A 16,680-nucleotide genomic window follows, 5' to 3' on the forward strand; every position below is an offset into this window, starting at 1 on the left:
TCCCTTTTTCGGCCCCGGCCTTCGCCGGGGCAGGCGACACGAAGGCGAGAAAAAACTCCATGGCGACCAAGGCAGCCCCGGCGACCGAGACCCGGCCCACCGCGTCCAAGCGCATCCGCAAGATCTTCGGCAACATCCACGAAGTCAGCGAGATGCCGAACCTGATCGAGGTTCAGCGGGAGAGCTACGAGCAATTCCTTCGCTCGCGCCCGCAGGACGGCTACGTGTCCGGCCTCGAAAAGACGCTGCGCAGCGTGTTCCCGATCCGCGACTTCGCCGGCACCGCCGAGCTCGATTTCGTCCATTACGAGCTCGAAGAGCCCAAGTACGACACCGACGAGTGCCGCCAGCGCGGAATGACCTATGCGGCGCCGATGCGCGTGACGCTTCGCCTGATCGTGTTCGAGGTCGATCCCGATACGGAGACCCGCTCCGTGCTCGATATCAAGGAGCAGGACGTCTACATGGGCGACATGCCGCTGATGACGAAGAACGGCACGTTCATCGTCAACGGCACCGAGCGCGTGATCGTCAGCCAGATGCATCGCAGCCCTGGCGTCCTCTTCGACCATGACCGCGGCAAGACCCACGCCTCGGGCAAGTTCCTGTTCGCCGCCCGGGTCATCCCCTATCGCGGCTCGTGGCTCGACTTCGAGTTCGACGCCAAGGACATCGTCAACGTCCGCATCGACCGCAAGCGCAAGCTTCCGGTGACGGCGCTCCTCCACGCGCTCGACATGTCGAGCGAGGAGATCCTCAACACCTTCTACAACCGGGTCGTCTTCGTCCGCGGCAAGGGCGGCTGGCAGATCCCCTACGTCTCCGAGGCGTGGCGCGGCAACAAGCCGGCCTTCGACATCGCCGATGCCAAGTCGGGCGAGGTCATCTTCCCGGCCGGCCAGAAGATTTCCCCGCGCGCCGCCAACAAGGCGGCCAAGGACGGCCTCGCGACCCTGCTGATCCCGACCGAGGAGATTTTCGGCCGCTACAGCGCCTACGACCTGGTCAACGATTCCACCGGCGAGATCTACATCGAGGCCGGCGACGAGGTGACTCCGGAGAATCTCGAGAAACTCGACAAGGCCGGAATCGACCGGCTCGAGCTGCTCGACATCGACCACAGCAACACCGGCGCCTGGATGCGCAACACGCTGAAGGCCGACAAGGCCGAGGACCGCGACCAGGCCCTCAGCGACATCTACCGCGTCATGCGCCCGGGCGAGCCGCCGACCCGCGAGACCGCCGAGGCGCTCTTCGCCGGCCTGTTCTTCGATCCCGAGCGCTACGACCTGTCGGCCGTCGGCCGCGTGAAGCTCAACATGCGCCTAGACCTCGACGCCGCCGACGACGTGACGACCCTTCGCAAGGAGGACATCGTCGCGGTCGTGAAGACCCTCGTCGACCTCAAGGACGGCAAGGGCGAGATCGACGACATCGACAATCTCGGCAACCGGCGCGTGCGTTCGGTGGGCGAGCTGCTCGAGAACCAGTATCGCGTCGGACTCCTGCGCATGGAGCGCGCCGTGAAGGAGCGGATGAGCTCGGTCGACGTGTCGACCGTGATGCCCAACGACCTGATCAACGCCAAGCCCGCGGTCGCCGCGGTGCGCGAGTTCTTCGGTTCGTCGCAGCTCTCGCAGTTCATGGACCAGACCAACCCGCTCTCCGAGGTGACGCACAAGCGCCGCGTCTCGGCCCTCGGGCCGGGCGGCCTGACCCGCGAGCGCGCCGGCTTCGAAGTCCGCGACGTCCACCCGACCCATTACGGCCGGATCTGCCCGATCGAGACTCCGGAAGGCCCGAACATCGGCCTGATCAACTCGCTCGCCAGCTTCAGCCGGGTGAACAAATACGGCTTCATCGAGACTCCGTATCGCAAGGTCATCGACAACAAGGTGACCAACGACGTCGTCTACCTCTCCGCCATGGAGGAGGCCAAGCACACGATCGCCCAGGCGAACGCGGAGCTCGACAAGAATGGCGGCTTCGTCGAGGAGATCGTCTCCTCGCGCCAGGCCGGCGAGTTCCTGATGGCTCCGCGCGACATCATCACCCTGATGGACGTGTCGCCGAAGCAGCTCGTGTCGGTCGCGGCCTCGCTCATCCCGTTCCTTGAGAACGACGACGCGAACCGCGCCCTCATGGGATCGAACATGCAGCGCCAGGCGGTGCCGCTGGTTCGCGCCGAGGCGCCGTTCGTCGGCACCGGCATGGAGGAGACGGTCGCCCGCGATTCCGGCGCCGCCATCGCCGCCCGGCGCACCGGCATCGTCGACCAGGTCGACGCCGCCCGAATCGTCATCCGCGCGACCGACGAGGTCGAGGCCGGCAAGTCGGGCGTCGACATCTACACGCTGATGAAGTTCCAGCGCTCCAACCAGAACACCTGCATCAACCAGCGCCCGCTAGTGAAGAAGGGTGAGCTGGTCCGCGCCGGCGACGTCATTGCTGACGGCCCTTCGACCGACCTCGGCGAGCTCGCCCTCGGCCGCAACGTGCTCGTCGCGTTCATGCCCTGGAACGGCTACAATTTCGAGGATTCCATCCTGATCTCCGAGCGGATCGTGAAGGACGACGTCTTCACCTCGATCCACATCGAGGAGTTTGAGGTCATGGCCCGCGACACCAAGCTCGGGCCGGAGGACATCACCCGCGACATCCCCAACGTCGGCGAGGAAGCTCTGCGCAACCTCGACGAGGCCGGAATCGTCTATATCGGCGCCGAGGTCGAGCCGGGCGACATCCTGTGCGGCAAGATCACGCCGAAGGGCGAGAGCCCGATGACTCCGGAGGAAAAGCTCCTCCGCGCCATCTTCGGCGAGAAGGCGTCGGACGTGCGCGACACCTCGCTCCGCCTGCCGCCGGGCGTTTCCGGCACGGTGGTCGAGGTCCGCGTGTTCAACCGCCACGGAATCGACATCGACGACCGTACGCGGGCGATCCAGACCGAGGAGAAGGACCGGCTTCGCAAGGACGCCGAGGACGAGCGCAACATTCTGAAGCGCTCTTCCTATGCCCGTCTGCGCGACATGCTCCTTCGCCAGACCGTCACCGCGGCGCCCAAGGGCGTCAAGAAGGGCGGCGCGATCGACGCCGAAATGCTCGACAGCGTCGAGCCGCACGAATGGTGGAAGTTCGCGGTCAAGGACGACAAGCGCCAGGCCGACCTGGAAGCCGTCCGCGCCCAGTACGAGGAGGCCGAAACGGCGATCAAGCGCCGGCTCGAGGACCGCATCGAGAAGCTCGAGCGCGGCGACGAGCTGCCGCCGGGCGTTCTCAAGATGGTCAAGGTGTTCGTCGCTGTGAAGCGCAAGCTTCAGCCGGGCGACAAGATGGCCGGCCGCCACGGCAACAAGGGCGTCATCTCCCGGATCCTTCCGGAAGAGGACATGCCGTTCCTCGAGGACGGCACCCCGGCCGACATCGTGCTCAACCCGCTGGGCGTGCCTTCGCGCATGAACGTCGGGCAGATCTTCGAAACCCACCTGGGCTGGGCCGCGCGCGGCCTCGGCAAGCAGGTCGGGGCGCTGCTCGACGACATCTACGCCAAGGGCAAGGGCGCGGCCGCCGACACCAAGCCGCTACGCACCAAGCTCAAGGACATCTACGGCAAGAATTATCATGCCGAGCTCGACGCCCGCGACGAAGGCGAGATCATGGAGCTCGCCTCCAACCTCACCGGCGGCATTCCGATCGGCACTCCGGTGTTCGACGGCGCCAAGGAAGCCGACGTCGCCGAGATGCTGGAGAAGGCCGGACTGGACGTGTCGGGCCAGGTGACGCTCTACGACGGGCGCACCGGCGAGGCGTTCGACCGCAAGGTGACCGTGGGCTACATCTACATGCTGAAGCTCCACCACCTCGTGGACGACAAGATCCACGCGCGCTCGATCGGGCCGTACAGCCTCGTCACCCAGCAGCCGCTGGGCGGAAAGGCGCAGTTTGGCGGCCAGAGGTTCGGCGAGATGGAGGTCTGGGCGCTCCAGGCCTACGGCGCCGCCTACACGCTGCAGGAGATGCTGACGGTGAAGTCGGACGACGTGATCGGCCGCACCAAGGTCTACGAGGCGATCGTCAAGGGCGACGACACGTTCGAGGCCGGCATCCCCGAGAGCTTCAACGTGCTCGTCAAGGAGATGCGCTCGCTGGGCCTCAACGTCGAGCTGAACTCGATCGTCGACGAGAATGACGAGGACGCTCCGACGCAGCTGGCGGCGGAATGACAACTCGCCCCTCCCCCTTGTGGGGAGGGGTATGGGGTGGGGGTGCGCGCCGATGGCGCGCCGCCGGCAAAGCCGGCGACCCCCCTCCCTCCGCCCTCCCCCACAAGGGGGGAGGGAACATGAATTTGAAGAAGGGCGTGCACCCATGAATGAGCTGACCAACTTCGCGAACCCGATCGTCAAGCCGGAGACGTTCGACCAGATCAAGATCGGCATCGCTTCCCCCGAGCGCATCCGTTCCTGGTCGTTCGGCGAGATCAAGAAGCCCGAGACGATCAACTACCGCACGTTCAAGCCCGAGCGCGACGGCCTGTTCTGCGCGCGGATCTTCGGTCCGATCAAGGATTACGAGTGCCTGTGCGGTAAGTACAAACGGATGAAGTACAAGGGCATCGTCTGCGAGAAGTGCGGAGTCGAGGTCACCGTCTCGAAGGTCCGCCGCGAGCGGATGGGCCATATCGAGCTCGCCGCGCCTGTCGCCCACATCTGGTTCCTGAAGTCGCTTCCGAGCCGCATCGGCCTGCTGCTCGACATGCAGCTGAAGCAGCTCGAGCGGGTGCTCTATTTCGAGTCCTACATCGTCACCGAGCCGGGCCTGACGCCGCTCGAGAAGTTCCAGCTCCTCACCGAGGACGAGCTGCTCGACGCCCAGGACGAATATGGCGAGGACGCCTTCACCGCCGGGATCGGCGCCGAGGCGGTCAAGCAGATGCTGATCGACCTCGACCTCGAGGGCGAGAAGACGGCGCTTCTCGAGGAGCTCGAGACCACCAAGTCCGAGCTCAAGCCCAAGAAGATCATCAAGCGGCTCAAGGTCGTCGAGAGCTTCCTCGAATCTGGCAACCGTCCGGAGTGGATGATCCTCGACGTCGTTCCGGTCATCCCGCCCGAGCTTCGCCCGCTGGTGCCGCTCGACGGCGGCCGGTTCGCGACCTCGGACCTCAACGACCTCTACCGCCGGGTCATCAACCGCAACAACCGCCTCAAGCGGCTGATGGAGCTGCGCGCTCCGGACATCATCGTCCGCAACGAGAAGCGCATGCTCCAGGAAGCGGTCGACGCTTTGTTCGACAACGGCCGCCGCGGCCGGACGATCACCGGCGCCAACAAGCGTCCGCTGAAGAGCTTGTCAGACATGCTCAAGGGCAAGCAGGGCCGTTTCCGCCAGAACCTGCTCGGCAAGCGTGTCGACTATTCCGGCCGTTCGGTGATCGTCACCGGCCCGGAGCTGAAGCTCCACCAGTGCGGGCTTCCCAAGAAGATGGCGCTCGAGCTGTTCAAGCCGTTCATCTACTCGCGCCTCGACGCCAAGGGTCTCTCGATGACTCTCAAGCAGGCGAAGAAGTGGGTCGAGAAGGAGCGCAAGGAAGTCTGGGACATCCTCGATGAGGTCATCCGCGAGCACCCGGTCCTCCTCAACCGCGCTCCGACGCTCCACCGCCTCGGCATCCAGGCGTTCGAGCCGGTGCTGATCGAGGGCAAGGCGATCCAGCTTCACCCGCTGGTCTGCGCCGCGTTCAACGCCGATTTCGACGGCGACCAGATGGCCGTCCACGTTCCGCTGAGCCTCGAGGCGCAGCTGGAAGCGCGCGTGCTGATGATGTCGACCAACAACATCCTCTCGCCCGCCAACGGCAAGCCGATCATCGTTCCTTCGCAGGACATGGTGCTCGGGCTCTATTATCTGTCGCTGGAGCGTGAGGGCGAGCCGGGCGAAGGCGCGCTGATCTCCGACATGTCGGAGGTCCACCAGGCGCTCAACGCCGGTGCGGTCACCCTGCACACCAAGATCGTCAGCCGCGTCCCGCAGACGGACGAGGCCGGCAAGCAGTATATGAAGCGCTTCGAGACGACTCCGGGCCGGATGCTGCTCGGCGAGACTCTGCCGAAGAGCCACAAGGTGCCGTTCGAGACCGTCAACCGACTCCTCACCAAGAAGGAGATCGCGGACGTCATCGACATCGTCTACCGCCACACCGGCCAGAAGGAGACCGTCCTGTTCGCCGACGCGATCATGGGCCTCGGCTTCCGCCACGCCTTCAAGGCCGGCATCTCGTTCGGTAAGGACGACATGATCATCCCGCACGAGAAGGTGGCCCTGGTCGACGAGACCCGCTCGCTCGTGAAGGATTACGAGCAGCAGTACCAGGACGGCCTGATCACCCAGCAGGAAAAGTACAACAAGGTGATCGACGCCTGGAGCCGCTGCGGCGACCAGGTGGCCAACGCCATGATGGAGAAGATCAAGGCGCAGCCCAAGGACGAGAACGGCCGCATGGCGCAGATCAACTCGATCTACATGATGGCCCATTCGGGCGCCCGCGGTTCGCAGGCGCAGATGAAGCAGCTCGCCGGAATGCGCGGCCTGATGGCCAAGCCGTCGGGCGAGATCATCGAGACCCCGATCATCTCGAACTTCAAGGAAGGCCTGACCGTCCTCGAATATTTCAACTCCACCCACGGCGCCCGCAAGGGCCTCGCTGACACGGCGCTCAAGACGGCGAACTCGGGTTACCTGACCCGCCGCCTGGTCGACGTTTCGCAGGATTGCGTCGTCGTCGAGGAGGATTGCGGCACCGAGAACACGCTCGACATGCGCGCGATCGTCCAGGGCGGCGCGACCATCGCCTCGCTCGGCGAGCGAATCCTCGGCCGCACCCCGGCCGAGGACGTGGTCGACGCCAAGACCGGCGACGTGATCGCCAAGGAAGGCCAGCTGATCGACGAGGCCGCGGCCCTGAAGATCGACGAGATGGGGATCCAGTCGGTCCACATCCGTTCGCCTTTGGTCTGCGAGAGCGAGCATGGCGTGTGCGGAAAGTGCTACGGGCGCGATCTCGCGCGCGGCACGCCGGTCAACATCGGCGAGGCGGTCGGCGTGATCGCCGCCCAGTCGATCGGCGAGCCGGGCACCCAGCTGACGATGCGGACCTTCCACATCGGCGGCGCCGCCCAGCTCAACGAGACGTCGAGCCTCGACGCGGTCGCCGACGGCACCGTCGAGCTTCGCGACCTGCCGACGATCATGGACACGCGCGGCCGCCGGATCGCCATGTCGCGCTCGGGCGAGCTGGCCATCGTCGACATGGACGGGCGCGAGCGCTCGAGCCACCGAATCCCCTACGGCGCGCATCTGATGTGCGACAACGGCCACATCGTGACCAAGGGCGAGCGGATCGCCGAATGGGATCCGTTCATGATGCCGGTGATCACCGAGAAGGGCGGCACCGTGAAGTTCCAAGATCTGGTCGAGGGCAAGACGCTCACCGAGCAGACCGACGAAGCGACGGGCATCGCCCAGCGAGTCGTCACCGAGTTCCGCGGCACCGCCCGGAGCAAGGAGGATCTTCGCCCGCGCATCACCCTGCTCGACGACAAATCGGGCGAGGCGGCGCGCTACATGCTCTCCCCCGGCGCGATGCTCTCGGTCGAGGAAGGCCAGGTGGTCGAGGCCGGCGAGGTTCTCGCCCGTGTCAGCCGCGAGGCCGCCAAGACTCGCGACATCACCGGCGGTCTGCCGCGGGTGGCGGAGCTGTTCGAGGCGCGCAAGCCCAAGGAGAATGCGATCATCGCCAAGGTCTCCGGCCGGATCGCGTTCGGCAAGGACTATAAGGCCAAGCGCAAGATCGCGATCATCCCCGAGGAGGGCGGCGATCCGGTCGAGTATCTGGTGCCGAAGTCGAAGGTCATCGACGTGCAGGAAGGCGATTACGTCAAGCGCGGCGACAATCTGATCGGCGGCTCGCCCGATCCGCACGACATCCTCGAGGTGCTCGGAGTCAAGGCGCTGGCGGAATATCTCGTCTCGGAGATCCAGGAAGTCTATCGTCTGCAGGGCGTGAAGATCAACGACAAGCACATCGAGGTGATCGTTCGCCAGATGCTGCAGAAGGTCGAGATCACCGAGAGCGGCGACAGCACCTTCCTGGTCGGCGAGCAGATCGACCGGCAGGAGATGAACGAGGCCAACGCCAAGCTGAAGGCGCAGGGCAAGAAGAAGCCCGCCGAAGGCAAGCCTGTGCTTCTGGGCATCACCAAGGCGAGCCTGCAGACGCGCAGCTTCATCTCCGCCGCCTCGTTCCAGGAGACGACCCGAGTCCTCACCGAAGCCTCGGTGCAGGGCAAGATCGACGACCTGGAAGGCCTCAAGGAGAACGTCATCGTCGGCCGACTCATTCCGGCCGGCACCGGCGCGGGCATGAAGCGGATGCGGATCGCGGCCTCGTCGCGCGACGCCGCGCTTCGCGCCCAGCACCGGGCGATCCAGGAGAGCCTGATCGCTGCCAACAGCGCGGCCGAGGAGCATGCGGCCGAGCTCGCCCAGGGCCCCGAGGCGGCGATCGAGGCCGATCCGCTGGCCGCGGTGACCGCCAGCGGCCACGGCACCGACGCGGACGCCGGCGAGTATCTGCAGGAGGCCGAGGCCCCGGCGGAAACCGGCGAAGAGGCCTAGGCGCTCAGCGCAAAAGGCGCCCCGCCGGTTTTGGCTGGCGGGGCGCTTTTTTGCGTCCGTCCGCGCTTTTCCCTATCCAGCACGGCCAATGCACGTCTCCGACCTTCGCGTCGCCATCTTCAGCGGCAATTACAATTACGTCCGCGACGGGGCGAACCAGGCGCTGAACCGCCTGGCCGGCTATCTCATCAGCCAGGGCGCGGCCGTCCGCGCCTATTCGCCGATCACCCGGACGCCGGCCTTCCCGCCGACCGGCGACCTGGTCGACATCCCCGCAGTGCCCTTCCCCGGCCGGCCCGAATACCGGATCGGAGTCGGCATCCCGCCCCGCGTGCGCCGGGACCTCAAGGCGTTCCGGCCGAACATCTTCCACGTCGCAAGCCCGGAGATCACCGGCCACCGCGCGGTGACCCTCGCCCACAGGCTGGACCTGCCGGTGGTCGCCTCGGTCCACACCCGCTTCGAGACCTATCCGCGCTATTACGGCCTGGCCTTCCTCGAGCCGGTGGTGCTCGCGGTCCTCAGGCGCTTCTACCGCCGCTGCGACGCCATCTTCGCGCCGTCCGATTCCATGGCCCAGCTGCTCCGCGACCAGCGCATGAACTACGACGTCGGCATCTGGACCCGCGGCATCGACCGGCAGATCTTCAATCCCGAACGGCGCGACCTCGCCTGGCGGCGCAGCCTCGGAATCGCCGACGACGTTCCGGTGATCGGATTCACCGGGCGGCTGGTGATGGAAAAGGGGCTCGACGTCTTCTCCGACGCCGTCGACCGGCTCACGCGGCGGCAGATCCGCCACAAGGTGCTGGTGGTCGGCGACGGGCCGGCCCGCGACTGGTTCGAGAAGCGCCTGCCCGAGGCCTGCTTCGTCGGCTTCCAGGCCGGAAACGACCTTGGCCGCGCGGTCGCCTCGATGGACATGCTGCTCAATCCCTCGGTGACCGAGACGTTCGGCAACGTGACCCTGGAGGCGATGGCCGTGCGGATTCCGGTGGTGGCGGCGATCGCCACCGGCAGCCAGTGCCTTGTGACCGACCACGTCACCGGGCGCCTGATCCGCCCCGGAGCGATCGAGCAATTCTGCGAGGCGCTGTCGCATTATTGCACCGACGAGGACGCGCGCCGCGCCGCCGGAGAAGCCGGCTATGCGGTGAGCCAGCATTATGGCTGGGACGAGGTCAACCAGGAGCTGGTCGACGCCTATATCCGGATCATCCGCCAGCATTACGGCGGGCGGCAAAAGCCGACGCCGGATCCCTACGGACTGGACGACTAGTCTTTCGTCATTGAGAGCGAAGCGAAGCAATCCAGTGCAGCTTCGGAGGCGCGCTGGATTGCCGCGTCCCCCGGCTTTCGCCGGTGTCCTGGCAATGACGGGGGTTGTTCGTCATTGCGAGCGGAGCGAAGCAATCCAGTACGACTTCAGAGGCCGCTGGATTGCTTCGTCGCTTCGCTCCTCGCAATGACGGTCCATCGCCCCGCGGGTGTCATTTCAGCCGCTCGATCTTCTGCGCCGCCTCGTCGAGAATCTCGGCGACGCGGTGCAGCATATCCTCGCCCGCCTCGTCGCTGGTGACCTTGTGCCACAGCGCGGAAAGGAGGTTGCCGACCGAGCGGCGGATCGGCGCGCCGCCGGCCTTGCGGTGGTCGCTGCCGAGGTCCTCGAGCCGCTCGAGCAAGGCGGCGATTTCCTCGGCTTTCTCCTCGAGATGGGTGCGGCCGTCGGGAGTGATCTGAAACGCCTTGCGCGATCCCTCGCCCTTGGCCTCCTCGATCAGGCCCATGTCCTGGAGCATGGTCAAGGTCGGATAGACGACGCCCGGACTCGGCGCGTAGGTGCCGTGGGTCATCTCCTCGACGGCGCGGATCAGGTCGTAGCCGTGGCGGGGCTGGTCCTCGATCAGCTTTAGCAAAACGAGGCGCAATTCGCCCGCATCGAACACCCGGCGGCGCCCGCCGCGGCGGTGGCCGCCACCGCCCCAGCCCTGATCCCAATCGCCGCCCCAGCCGCGGCCCCAGCCGCGCCCGCCGAGGCCCATGGCGAACAGCCCTTCGGGAAAATCGAAGCCGCGCGGGCCGCAGCCGTGCATTCTGAAGCGCATGGGGGTTCTCCTGCCTTAGATAGCGAGAGATATATCTTAAGCCCAGATGCGTCAAGATATATCGTGAGCGTAATGACGAGTCATCCCGGCGAAGGCCGGGACCCATGAACACGGTGTTTGAAAAGGGGCAAAAGGACCGGCGCTTCAATTCCACGACTTCGGTTCTTGGGTCCCGGCCTTCGCCGGGATGACTCCAAGGGTCAGCGGCGCTCGTCCGCCCGCCCGTTCCTATCCAGAAACGCCGTGATCGTCCGCCACAAATGAAGCTGGCGCGCCTCGCCGGAGACGCCGTGCGTCGCTCCGGGATAGACCATCATCTCGAATGGCCGGCTCGCGGCCTGAAGCGCACCCATCAGCACGGTCGAATTCTCGAACACGACATTGTCGTCGGCCATGCCGTGAATCAGCAGCAGCGGATCGGCGATCCGGCCCGCATCGGGGATCGCGCCCGAGGCTAGATAGGGCGCGGGGTCGCTCGCCGGATTGCCGAGATAACGCTCGGTATAATGGGTATCGTAAAGCTCCCAGCGAGTCACCGGCGCACCGGCGATGCCGGCGGCGAAGGTGCCCGGCGCCGCCTCAAGCAGCTTCACGGTCATGTAGCCGCCATAGGACCAGCCGTAGACCGAGATGTGCTCGGGATCGACATAGTCCTGCCCGCGCAGCCAGTTCACGCCGGCCAGCTGGTCCTGCACCTCGACCGTTCCCATGGCGTGGTAGATGGCATCCTCGAACGCCTTGCCGCGGTCCGGCGAGCCGCGGCCGTCGATCGAGAAGACGATGTAGCCGCGGTCGACCAGATATTGCTGGATCGGGCTGCCCCAGGTGCGCGTGACCTGCCGCCCCGCCCCGGGGCCGCCATAGACCTGGACGAACACCGGATAGCGCCGCCCCGGCTCGCGCAGGGGCGACAGCATCTTGTAGTGAAGCTCGGTGCCGTCGGCGGCGCGGATCGTGCCGAAGACCGGAGCGACATGGCTGGCGAGATAGGGCGCGTAGGGATGGGAGGCGTCGAGGCGGTTTTCCTCGATCCATGCGGTCCGCCGTCCGCTCGAGTCGGCCAGATAGACCTGCGAGGGCTGGGTCGGACTCGATCGGGTGACGAGCGCGTGGGTGGCGGCGTCGTCCATCTCGGCGGCGTTCCACCAGCCTGTTTCGGTCACCCGGTGGGGCGTGCCGCCGCGCGCGAGGTCGATCCAGTAGAGCTGATGCTCGAGCGGCGTTTCCCGGTTGCCGGTGAAATAGATGCGGCCGCCGCGCTCGTCGACGCCGACCACCCGGTCGACCGCCCAATTGCCGCGGGTCAGCTGGGTCCAACGGCCATTGCGGAAGCGGTAGATGTGCGAGAAACCCGAACGCTCCGAGGTCCAGATCAGGCTGCCGTCACGAAGCGCGCGGAGATTGTCGTGGAGGTTGAGCCAGGTCGGCGAGGTCTCGCTGAACAGCACGCGCGAGCGGCCGTTGGCGGGATCGACGCTGAGCATATCGAGGCGCTTCTGGTCGCGGCTCTCGCGCTGGACGAGCAGGGTGTTGCCGTCGGGCGTCCAATCGACCCGCGCGAGATAGATGTCCGGATCGGCGCCGAGATCGACCTTGACCCGGCCCGAGCCGTCCGGAGCCATGACGTAGAGGTCGACCCGCGCATTGGGCGTGCCGGCCGCCGGATAGCGCTGCTGGTAGCTGCGCGTGCCCTCGGTGCCGATCGCGGTCCGGGTGACGACGTGGACCGGTTCCTCGTCGACCCGGGCGACGGCGAGGTAGCGGTCGCCGGGCGCCCACCAATGGCCGGTGCGGCGGTCCATCTCCTCCTGGGCGACGAACTCGGCCGAGCCCCAGCTGATTGTCCCAGCGCCGTCCTCGGTCAGCCGGCGCTCGTTTCGCCCTTCGGCGTCGACCACGTAGAGATTCTGGTCGCGGACGAAGGAAAGATAGCGGCCGGTGCGCGAAACCTGGGCGTCGAGTTCGGTCTGGGGAGTCGCGGTGATGCGACGGACGTTGCCGTCGAGGCCCGCGAGATAAAGGTCGCCGTCGAGCGGGACGAGGATCGAGCGGCCGTCGGGCGACCAATCGTAGCTGACGATTCCGCGCACGCCCGAGAGCCGCGCGCGCTCGCGCCGCATCCGTTCCTCTTCGGATATCTCGCCCCCGCTGCCGACGCGGGCGCTGTCGACCAGCATCCGCGCTTGGCCGGTGCTCGTATCGACCGCCCACAGATCGTAGCGGTCGCGATCGTCGGCCCGGTTGCGCAGCATGGTCGCGAGCCGCCCGTCGGGCGAGAGCTTGAGCAGGCGCGGCGTCGGGCCCGACAGCGAGGGGCTGGCGAAGATGCGTTCGAGGGTGAGCTCCTCGGCCTGGGCCGGAATTGCGGCGGCGAGGAAGGTGGCGGCGAGGGCAAGGAAAATGCGCATGGCACTTCCTAGCCGGTCTCCGGGCAAAGGAAAGGGCGGGGAAAACACGATGTCCTCCCCCGCCCCTTTTGCCTGTCGCGAAGGCTCAGCCCTCGGCGGTTTCGGTCTGCGGCGCGGCGGCCGCTTCGGCCTTGGCCTTGTCGAGATGGCGGGTGTCGCGGCGCTCGGCGATTCGGGCCGACTTGCCGGTGCGGCCGCGCAGGTAATAGAGCTTCGCCCGGCGGACCGCGCCACGGCGGACGACCTCGATCGAATCGACGTTCGGCGAATAGAGCGGGAAGACGCGCTCGACGCCCTCGCCGAAACTGATCTTGCGCACGGTGAAGGAGCTGCCCAGGCCGCGATTGGCGCGGGCGATGCAGACGCCTTCGAAATTCTGGATTCGGGTGCGCTCGCCCTCGACGACCTTCACGCCGACGCGGAGCGTGTCGCCCGGGCGGAATTCGGGAATGTCCTTGCCCGACTTGAAATGCTCGATCGCCTCGGCCTCGAGCTGCTGGATGATGTTCATCTCTTCTTGCCTTCGTTTTCGCGCCGCGCGCCAGAGGGCGGTTGCCTTCGCGCGTCACCGTGACGCTCGATCAGGTCCGGCCGCCTTAGCCGTGTCTCGTCTTCCGCCCGGCGTTTCCGCCAAGCCGCGATCTTCGCATGATCCCCCGATCGCAGCACTTCGGGGATCCTGCGCCCTTCCCATTCGACAGGCCGGGTATAATGAGGGTATTCGAGAAGGCCGCTTTCAAAGCTTTCCTCCTCACCGCTCGAAGGCGCGCCCATTACCCCGGGAAGCAGGCGAACGCAAGCGTCGAGCAGGGCGAAAGCCGCCGTTTCCCCCCCCGAGAGGACATAATCGCCGACCGACACCGGAACGATGGGACGGGCCTCGAACAGCCGCTCGTCGATCCCCTCGAACCGGCCGCACAAGATGGTCGCGCCGGGCCCCGCGGCGAGCTCGCGCACATAGGCCTGGGTGAGCGGGCGCCCGCGCGGCGACATGGCGAGCTTCGGCCGCCCGTCGTCGATGCTGTCGAGCGCCGCTGCGAGTATGTCGGCGCGCATCACCATCCCCGCCCCGCCGCCGGCCGGCGTATCGTCGACCGAGCGATGTTTGTCGGCCGCGAAATCGCGGATCTGCACCGTGTCGAGCGACCATATCCGCTCTCCCAGCGCCCGCCCGGCGAGGCTGTAGCCGAGCGGCCCGGGGAACATCTCCGGGTAGAGGGTCAGGATCGTTGCTGCCCAGGTCATCTGGTCCAGTTTTCGACTCTGAGGCCGGGAATGTCGGCGAAATGGGCGGTGTTGTCGGTCACGACCGTCAACCCCTGTGACAAAGCGTGGGCCGCAATCAACCGGTCGTAGCTGGCGCGCCTGAATGGCAACGACGCATAGGCCAAGGCGGCTTTGTAGTCGAAATCGAGCACTGGCACTTCTTCGACGAAAGCGCGCAACTGTTCGAATGCCGGCGGACGGTTGCGAAGCGAGCCGTAGGCAACTTCAGCATAAGCGACGGCCGACGTTACCATATCTCCCTCGCTGCACTCGGCGGCACGACGGACGAGCGATTCATCGGCGTTCATCACCAAGGCGATGATCGTGTTGCTGTCGAGAAGATACTTCAATTCTTCGATTTGCCGTCGACGCCGCGTTCGGCCTCGGCGAGCTTTTCCCAGAGCAGCGGCCGCTCGTCAAATAGACGATCTTCATCCTTGATGAGCTGAAGGTTTCGCGCCGACCCCGCAACCTTGGCGATATTAAACTTGCGCTTGGGCCGATCGACGGGCTCGACGATGTAGCGCCCCTGCTCTTCGCGGACTCGCATCTCTACGCCTTCCTCGATGCCGAGCGCCTTGGGCAGCCGCAGCGCGACCGAATTGCCGGATTTGAACGTGCGGGTCGTAACCATATCAACGCCTCGTATATACGGAAAGTATATACGACATTGGACGGCCGAGTTCAAGGAACGAAGTTGAACCGAAGCGCCTGGATCGTCGGAGGATTGGTCGGGGCGAGGAGGAGCTGGCCCTGTAGGGTGCCGCGCGTGCAGGTCCAGGCGAAGCGGCCGGACAGTGCGCCGGTCGCGATGACCGGGGCGCCGGTGTTGCAGTCGCCCGCCTGCGCCTTCAGCCGGGCGATCTCGCGCGCCCAATTCTCGGCGCTGCGGTCCATCAGGAAGTTCATCGCCAGAGCGCCACGCGCGGGATCGAGGCTGCCCGCCTGCCAGATTGCGGCGGCGTGTCGATAAGTGCGGGCGAGGTCAGTGCTAACCGCGAGTGTCGGCGCGGGCAGCAGGCCCTGGCGGAACAGGTCCATCGCGGCGGCCCATACGGGCGGCGAAGGACCCGCGTAGGTGCGGTTGGCGAAGGCGAAGACGGCAACCCCGCGCTCGGGAAGAAGCAGCAGATAGGAGCCGTAGCCGGGATAGCCGCCGCCATGGGCGAGCGTCAGGCCGAGGTCGCAATCCTGGGCGACGCGGAAGCCCTTGCCGTAGGCCGCGGCCTGCGGACAGCTTTCGGGATCGCCCGGGCGCCGGGCGATGGCGACGAAGTTCAGGCCCTCCGCAAGCTCGCGCACCGTCGAGCGGCGGACAGGGGCCGTCTCAGGGCCGTCCCGCGCCGGCCATGCGGAAAGCAGGAAAGCCGCCCAGCGGGCATAATCGCGCGCGCTGGTGATGACCCCGCCCATCGCGCCGAAGGCGCCGCGGGCCATGTCCGGCTCGCGGACGAAGGCGTCGTTCTCCCATCGCCAGCCGGCCGCGAAGCGGTCGCGCGGCACGCGGGAGACGTCGTAGCCGGTGTCGTTCATGCCGAGCGGGCGCATGATCTCGCTTTGGATATAATCCTCGAAGGGGCGGCCCGAGACGTTGGTGACGATCCGGCCGAGCAAGGCGTAACCGAGATTGGAATATTCGAACGCCGTGCCCGGAGCGCGGGTGAAAGGGATCCCGCTGCGCAGCATCGCTGTAAATTCGGCCTCGGCCAAAGGCGTCTGGCGATCACCCCAAGGGTCGTCGGTGACGAAGCCGCCGACATGGGAAAGCAGGTCGCGGACGCTGATGCGCGGGCTGTCGCTGGTGGGATAATGCCAGCCGCGCATTTCCGGAACATAGGTCTCGGCGGGCGCGTCGAGCTGGAGCCGCCCCTCGTCGCGGAGCTTGAGGATGGCCAGCGCGGTGAACGCCTTGGACATCGAGGCGATTCGGAACAGGCTGTCGGGGGTGACGATCTCGTAGGGATCCCGGGTGCGGCTGCCGAACGTCTGGACGTAGGCGAGGCGGCCCTCGGCGACGATGCCCCAGGCGAGGCCCGGAATGTGCTGCTCGGTGCGATAGCGCTCGAAATGAGCGTCGAGCGAGGGGCCGATATTCTCGATCCGCCCGGCGAGGCCGGCGGGGGCGGCGACGAGCGGCTGCGCTTCGGCGGCCATCGGGGCGGCGAGCAACAGGGCGGCGATCAGGATCTTGCGCATGGATGATGCGATAAGCCCTCGCCTTCCCC

The 16,680-nt window shown here is 66.4% G+C and carries 10 protein-coding genes; 3 read left to right on the forward strand and 7 right to left on the reverse strand.

Features of this window, described 5'->3' with window-relative positions:
* Positions 1-59 precede the first annotated feature (59 nt).
* The 3 genes from rpoB (at position 60) to E6G92_06960 (ending at position 9,955) form a co-directional block, all read left to right on the forward strand.
* Complete coding sequence (gene rpoB, locus E6G92_06950; GenBank protein ID TMJ19507.1) at positions 60-4,223, forward strand: DNA-directed RNA polymerase subunit beta; 4,164 nt, start codon at positions 60-62, stop codon at positions 4,221-4,223.
* Positions 4,224-4,368: 145 nt separating this feature from the next.
* Positions 4,369-8,676, forward strand: coding sequence for a DNA-directed RNA polymerase subunit beta' (rpoC, locus tag E6G92_06955; GenBank protein ID TMJ19508.1), 4,308 nt, complete (start codon positions 4,369-4,371; stop codon positions 8,674-8,676).
* A gap of 88 nt (positions 8,677-8,764) precedes the next feature.
* Positions 8,765-9,955: a glycosyltransferase family 1 protein gene (locus E6G92_06960; protein TMJ19509.1), complete on the forward strand. Its 1,191-nt coding sequence runs from the start codon at positions 8,765-8,767 to the stop codon at positions 9,953-9,955.
* 211 nt (positions 9,956-10,166) lie between these two features.
* Here the strand turns inward: E6G92_06960 and E6G92_06965 are convergent, their stop codons facing one another.
* From E6G92_06965 to E6G92_06995, 7 genes are all read right to left on the reverse strand, one after another.
* On the reverse strand, positions 10,167-10,781 hold the full coding sequence (locus E6G92_06965) for a PadR family transcriptional regulator (GenBank protein ID TMJ19510.1): 615 nt from the start codon (positions 10,779-10,781) through the stop codon (positions 10,167-10,169).
* 200 nt (positions 10,782-10,981) lie between these two features.
* Complete coding sequence (locus tag E6G92_06970) at positions 10,982-13,189, reverse strand: S9 family peptidase (protein TMJ19511.1); 2,208 nt, start codon at positions 13,187-13,189, stop codon at positions 10,982-10,984.
* An 85-nt stretch (positions 13,190-13,274) separates the two neighbouring features.
* Positions 13,275-13,700 (reverse strand): 50S ribosomal protein L19, encoded by a 426-nt coding sequence (locus E6G92_06975; GenBank protein TMJ19512.1) that lies wholly within the window; start codon positions 13,698-13,700, stop codon positions 13,275-13,277.
* On the reverse strand, positions 13,697-14,434 hold the full coding sequence (gene trmD / locus E6G92_06980) for a tRNA (guanosine(37)-N1)-methyltransferase TrmD (protein ID TMJ19513.1): 738 nt from the start codon (positions 14,432-14,434) through the stop codon (positions 13,697-13,699). Before trmD ends, E6G92_06975 begins: the two co-directional genes overlap by 4 nt.
* Positions 14,431-14,805 carry a type II toxin-antitoxin system VapC family toxin gene (locus E6G92_06985; protein ID TMJ19514.1) on the reverse strand — a complete coding sequence of 125 codons (375 nt, stop codon included), beginning with the start codon at positions 14,803-14,805 and terminating at the stop codon, positions 14,431-14,433. Before E6G92_06985 ends, trmD begins: the two co-directional genes overlap by 4 nt.
* Complete coding sequence (locus E6G92_06990; protein TMJ19515.1) at positions 14,802-15,089, reverse strand: AbrB/MazE/SpoVT family DNA-binding domain-containing protein; 288 nt, start codon at positions 15,087-15,089, stop codon at positions 14,802-14,804. The genes E6G92_06985 and E6G92_06990 overlap by 4 nt, the downstream gene beginning before the upstream one ends.
* A gap of 50 nt (positions 15,090-15,139) precedes the next feature.
* Positions 15,140-16,651 carry a beta-lactamase family protein gene (locus E6G92_06995; protein TMJ19516.1) on the reverse strand — a complete coding sequence of 504 codons (1,512 nt, stop codon included), beginning with the start codon at positions 16,649-16,651 and terminating at the stop codon, positions 15,140-15,142.
* Positions 16,652-16,680: the final 29 nt, after the last annotated feature.

This window comes from Alphaproteobacteria bacterium (assembly GCA_005883305.1).
Lineage (GTDB): Bacteria > Pseudomonadota > Alphaproteobacteria > Sphingomonadales > Sphingomonadaceae > Allosphingosinicella.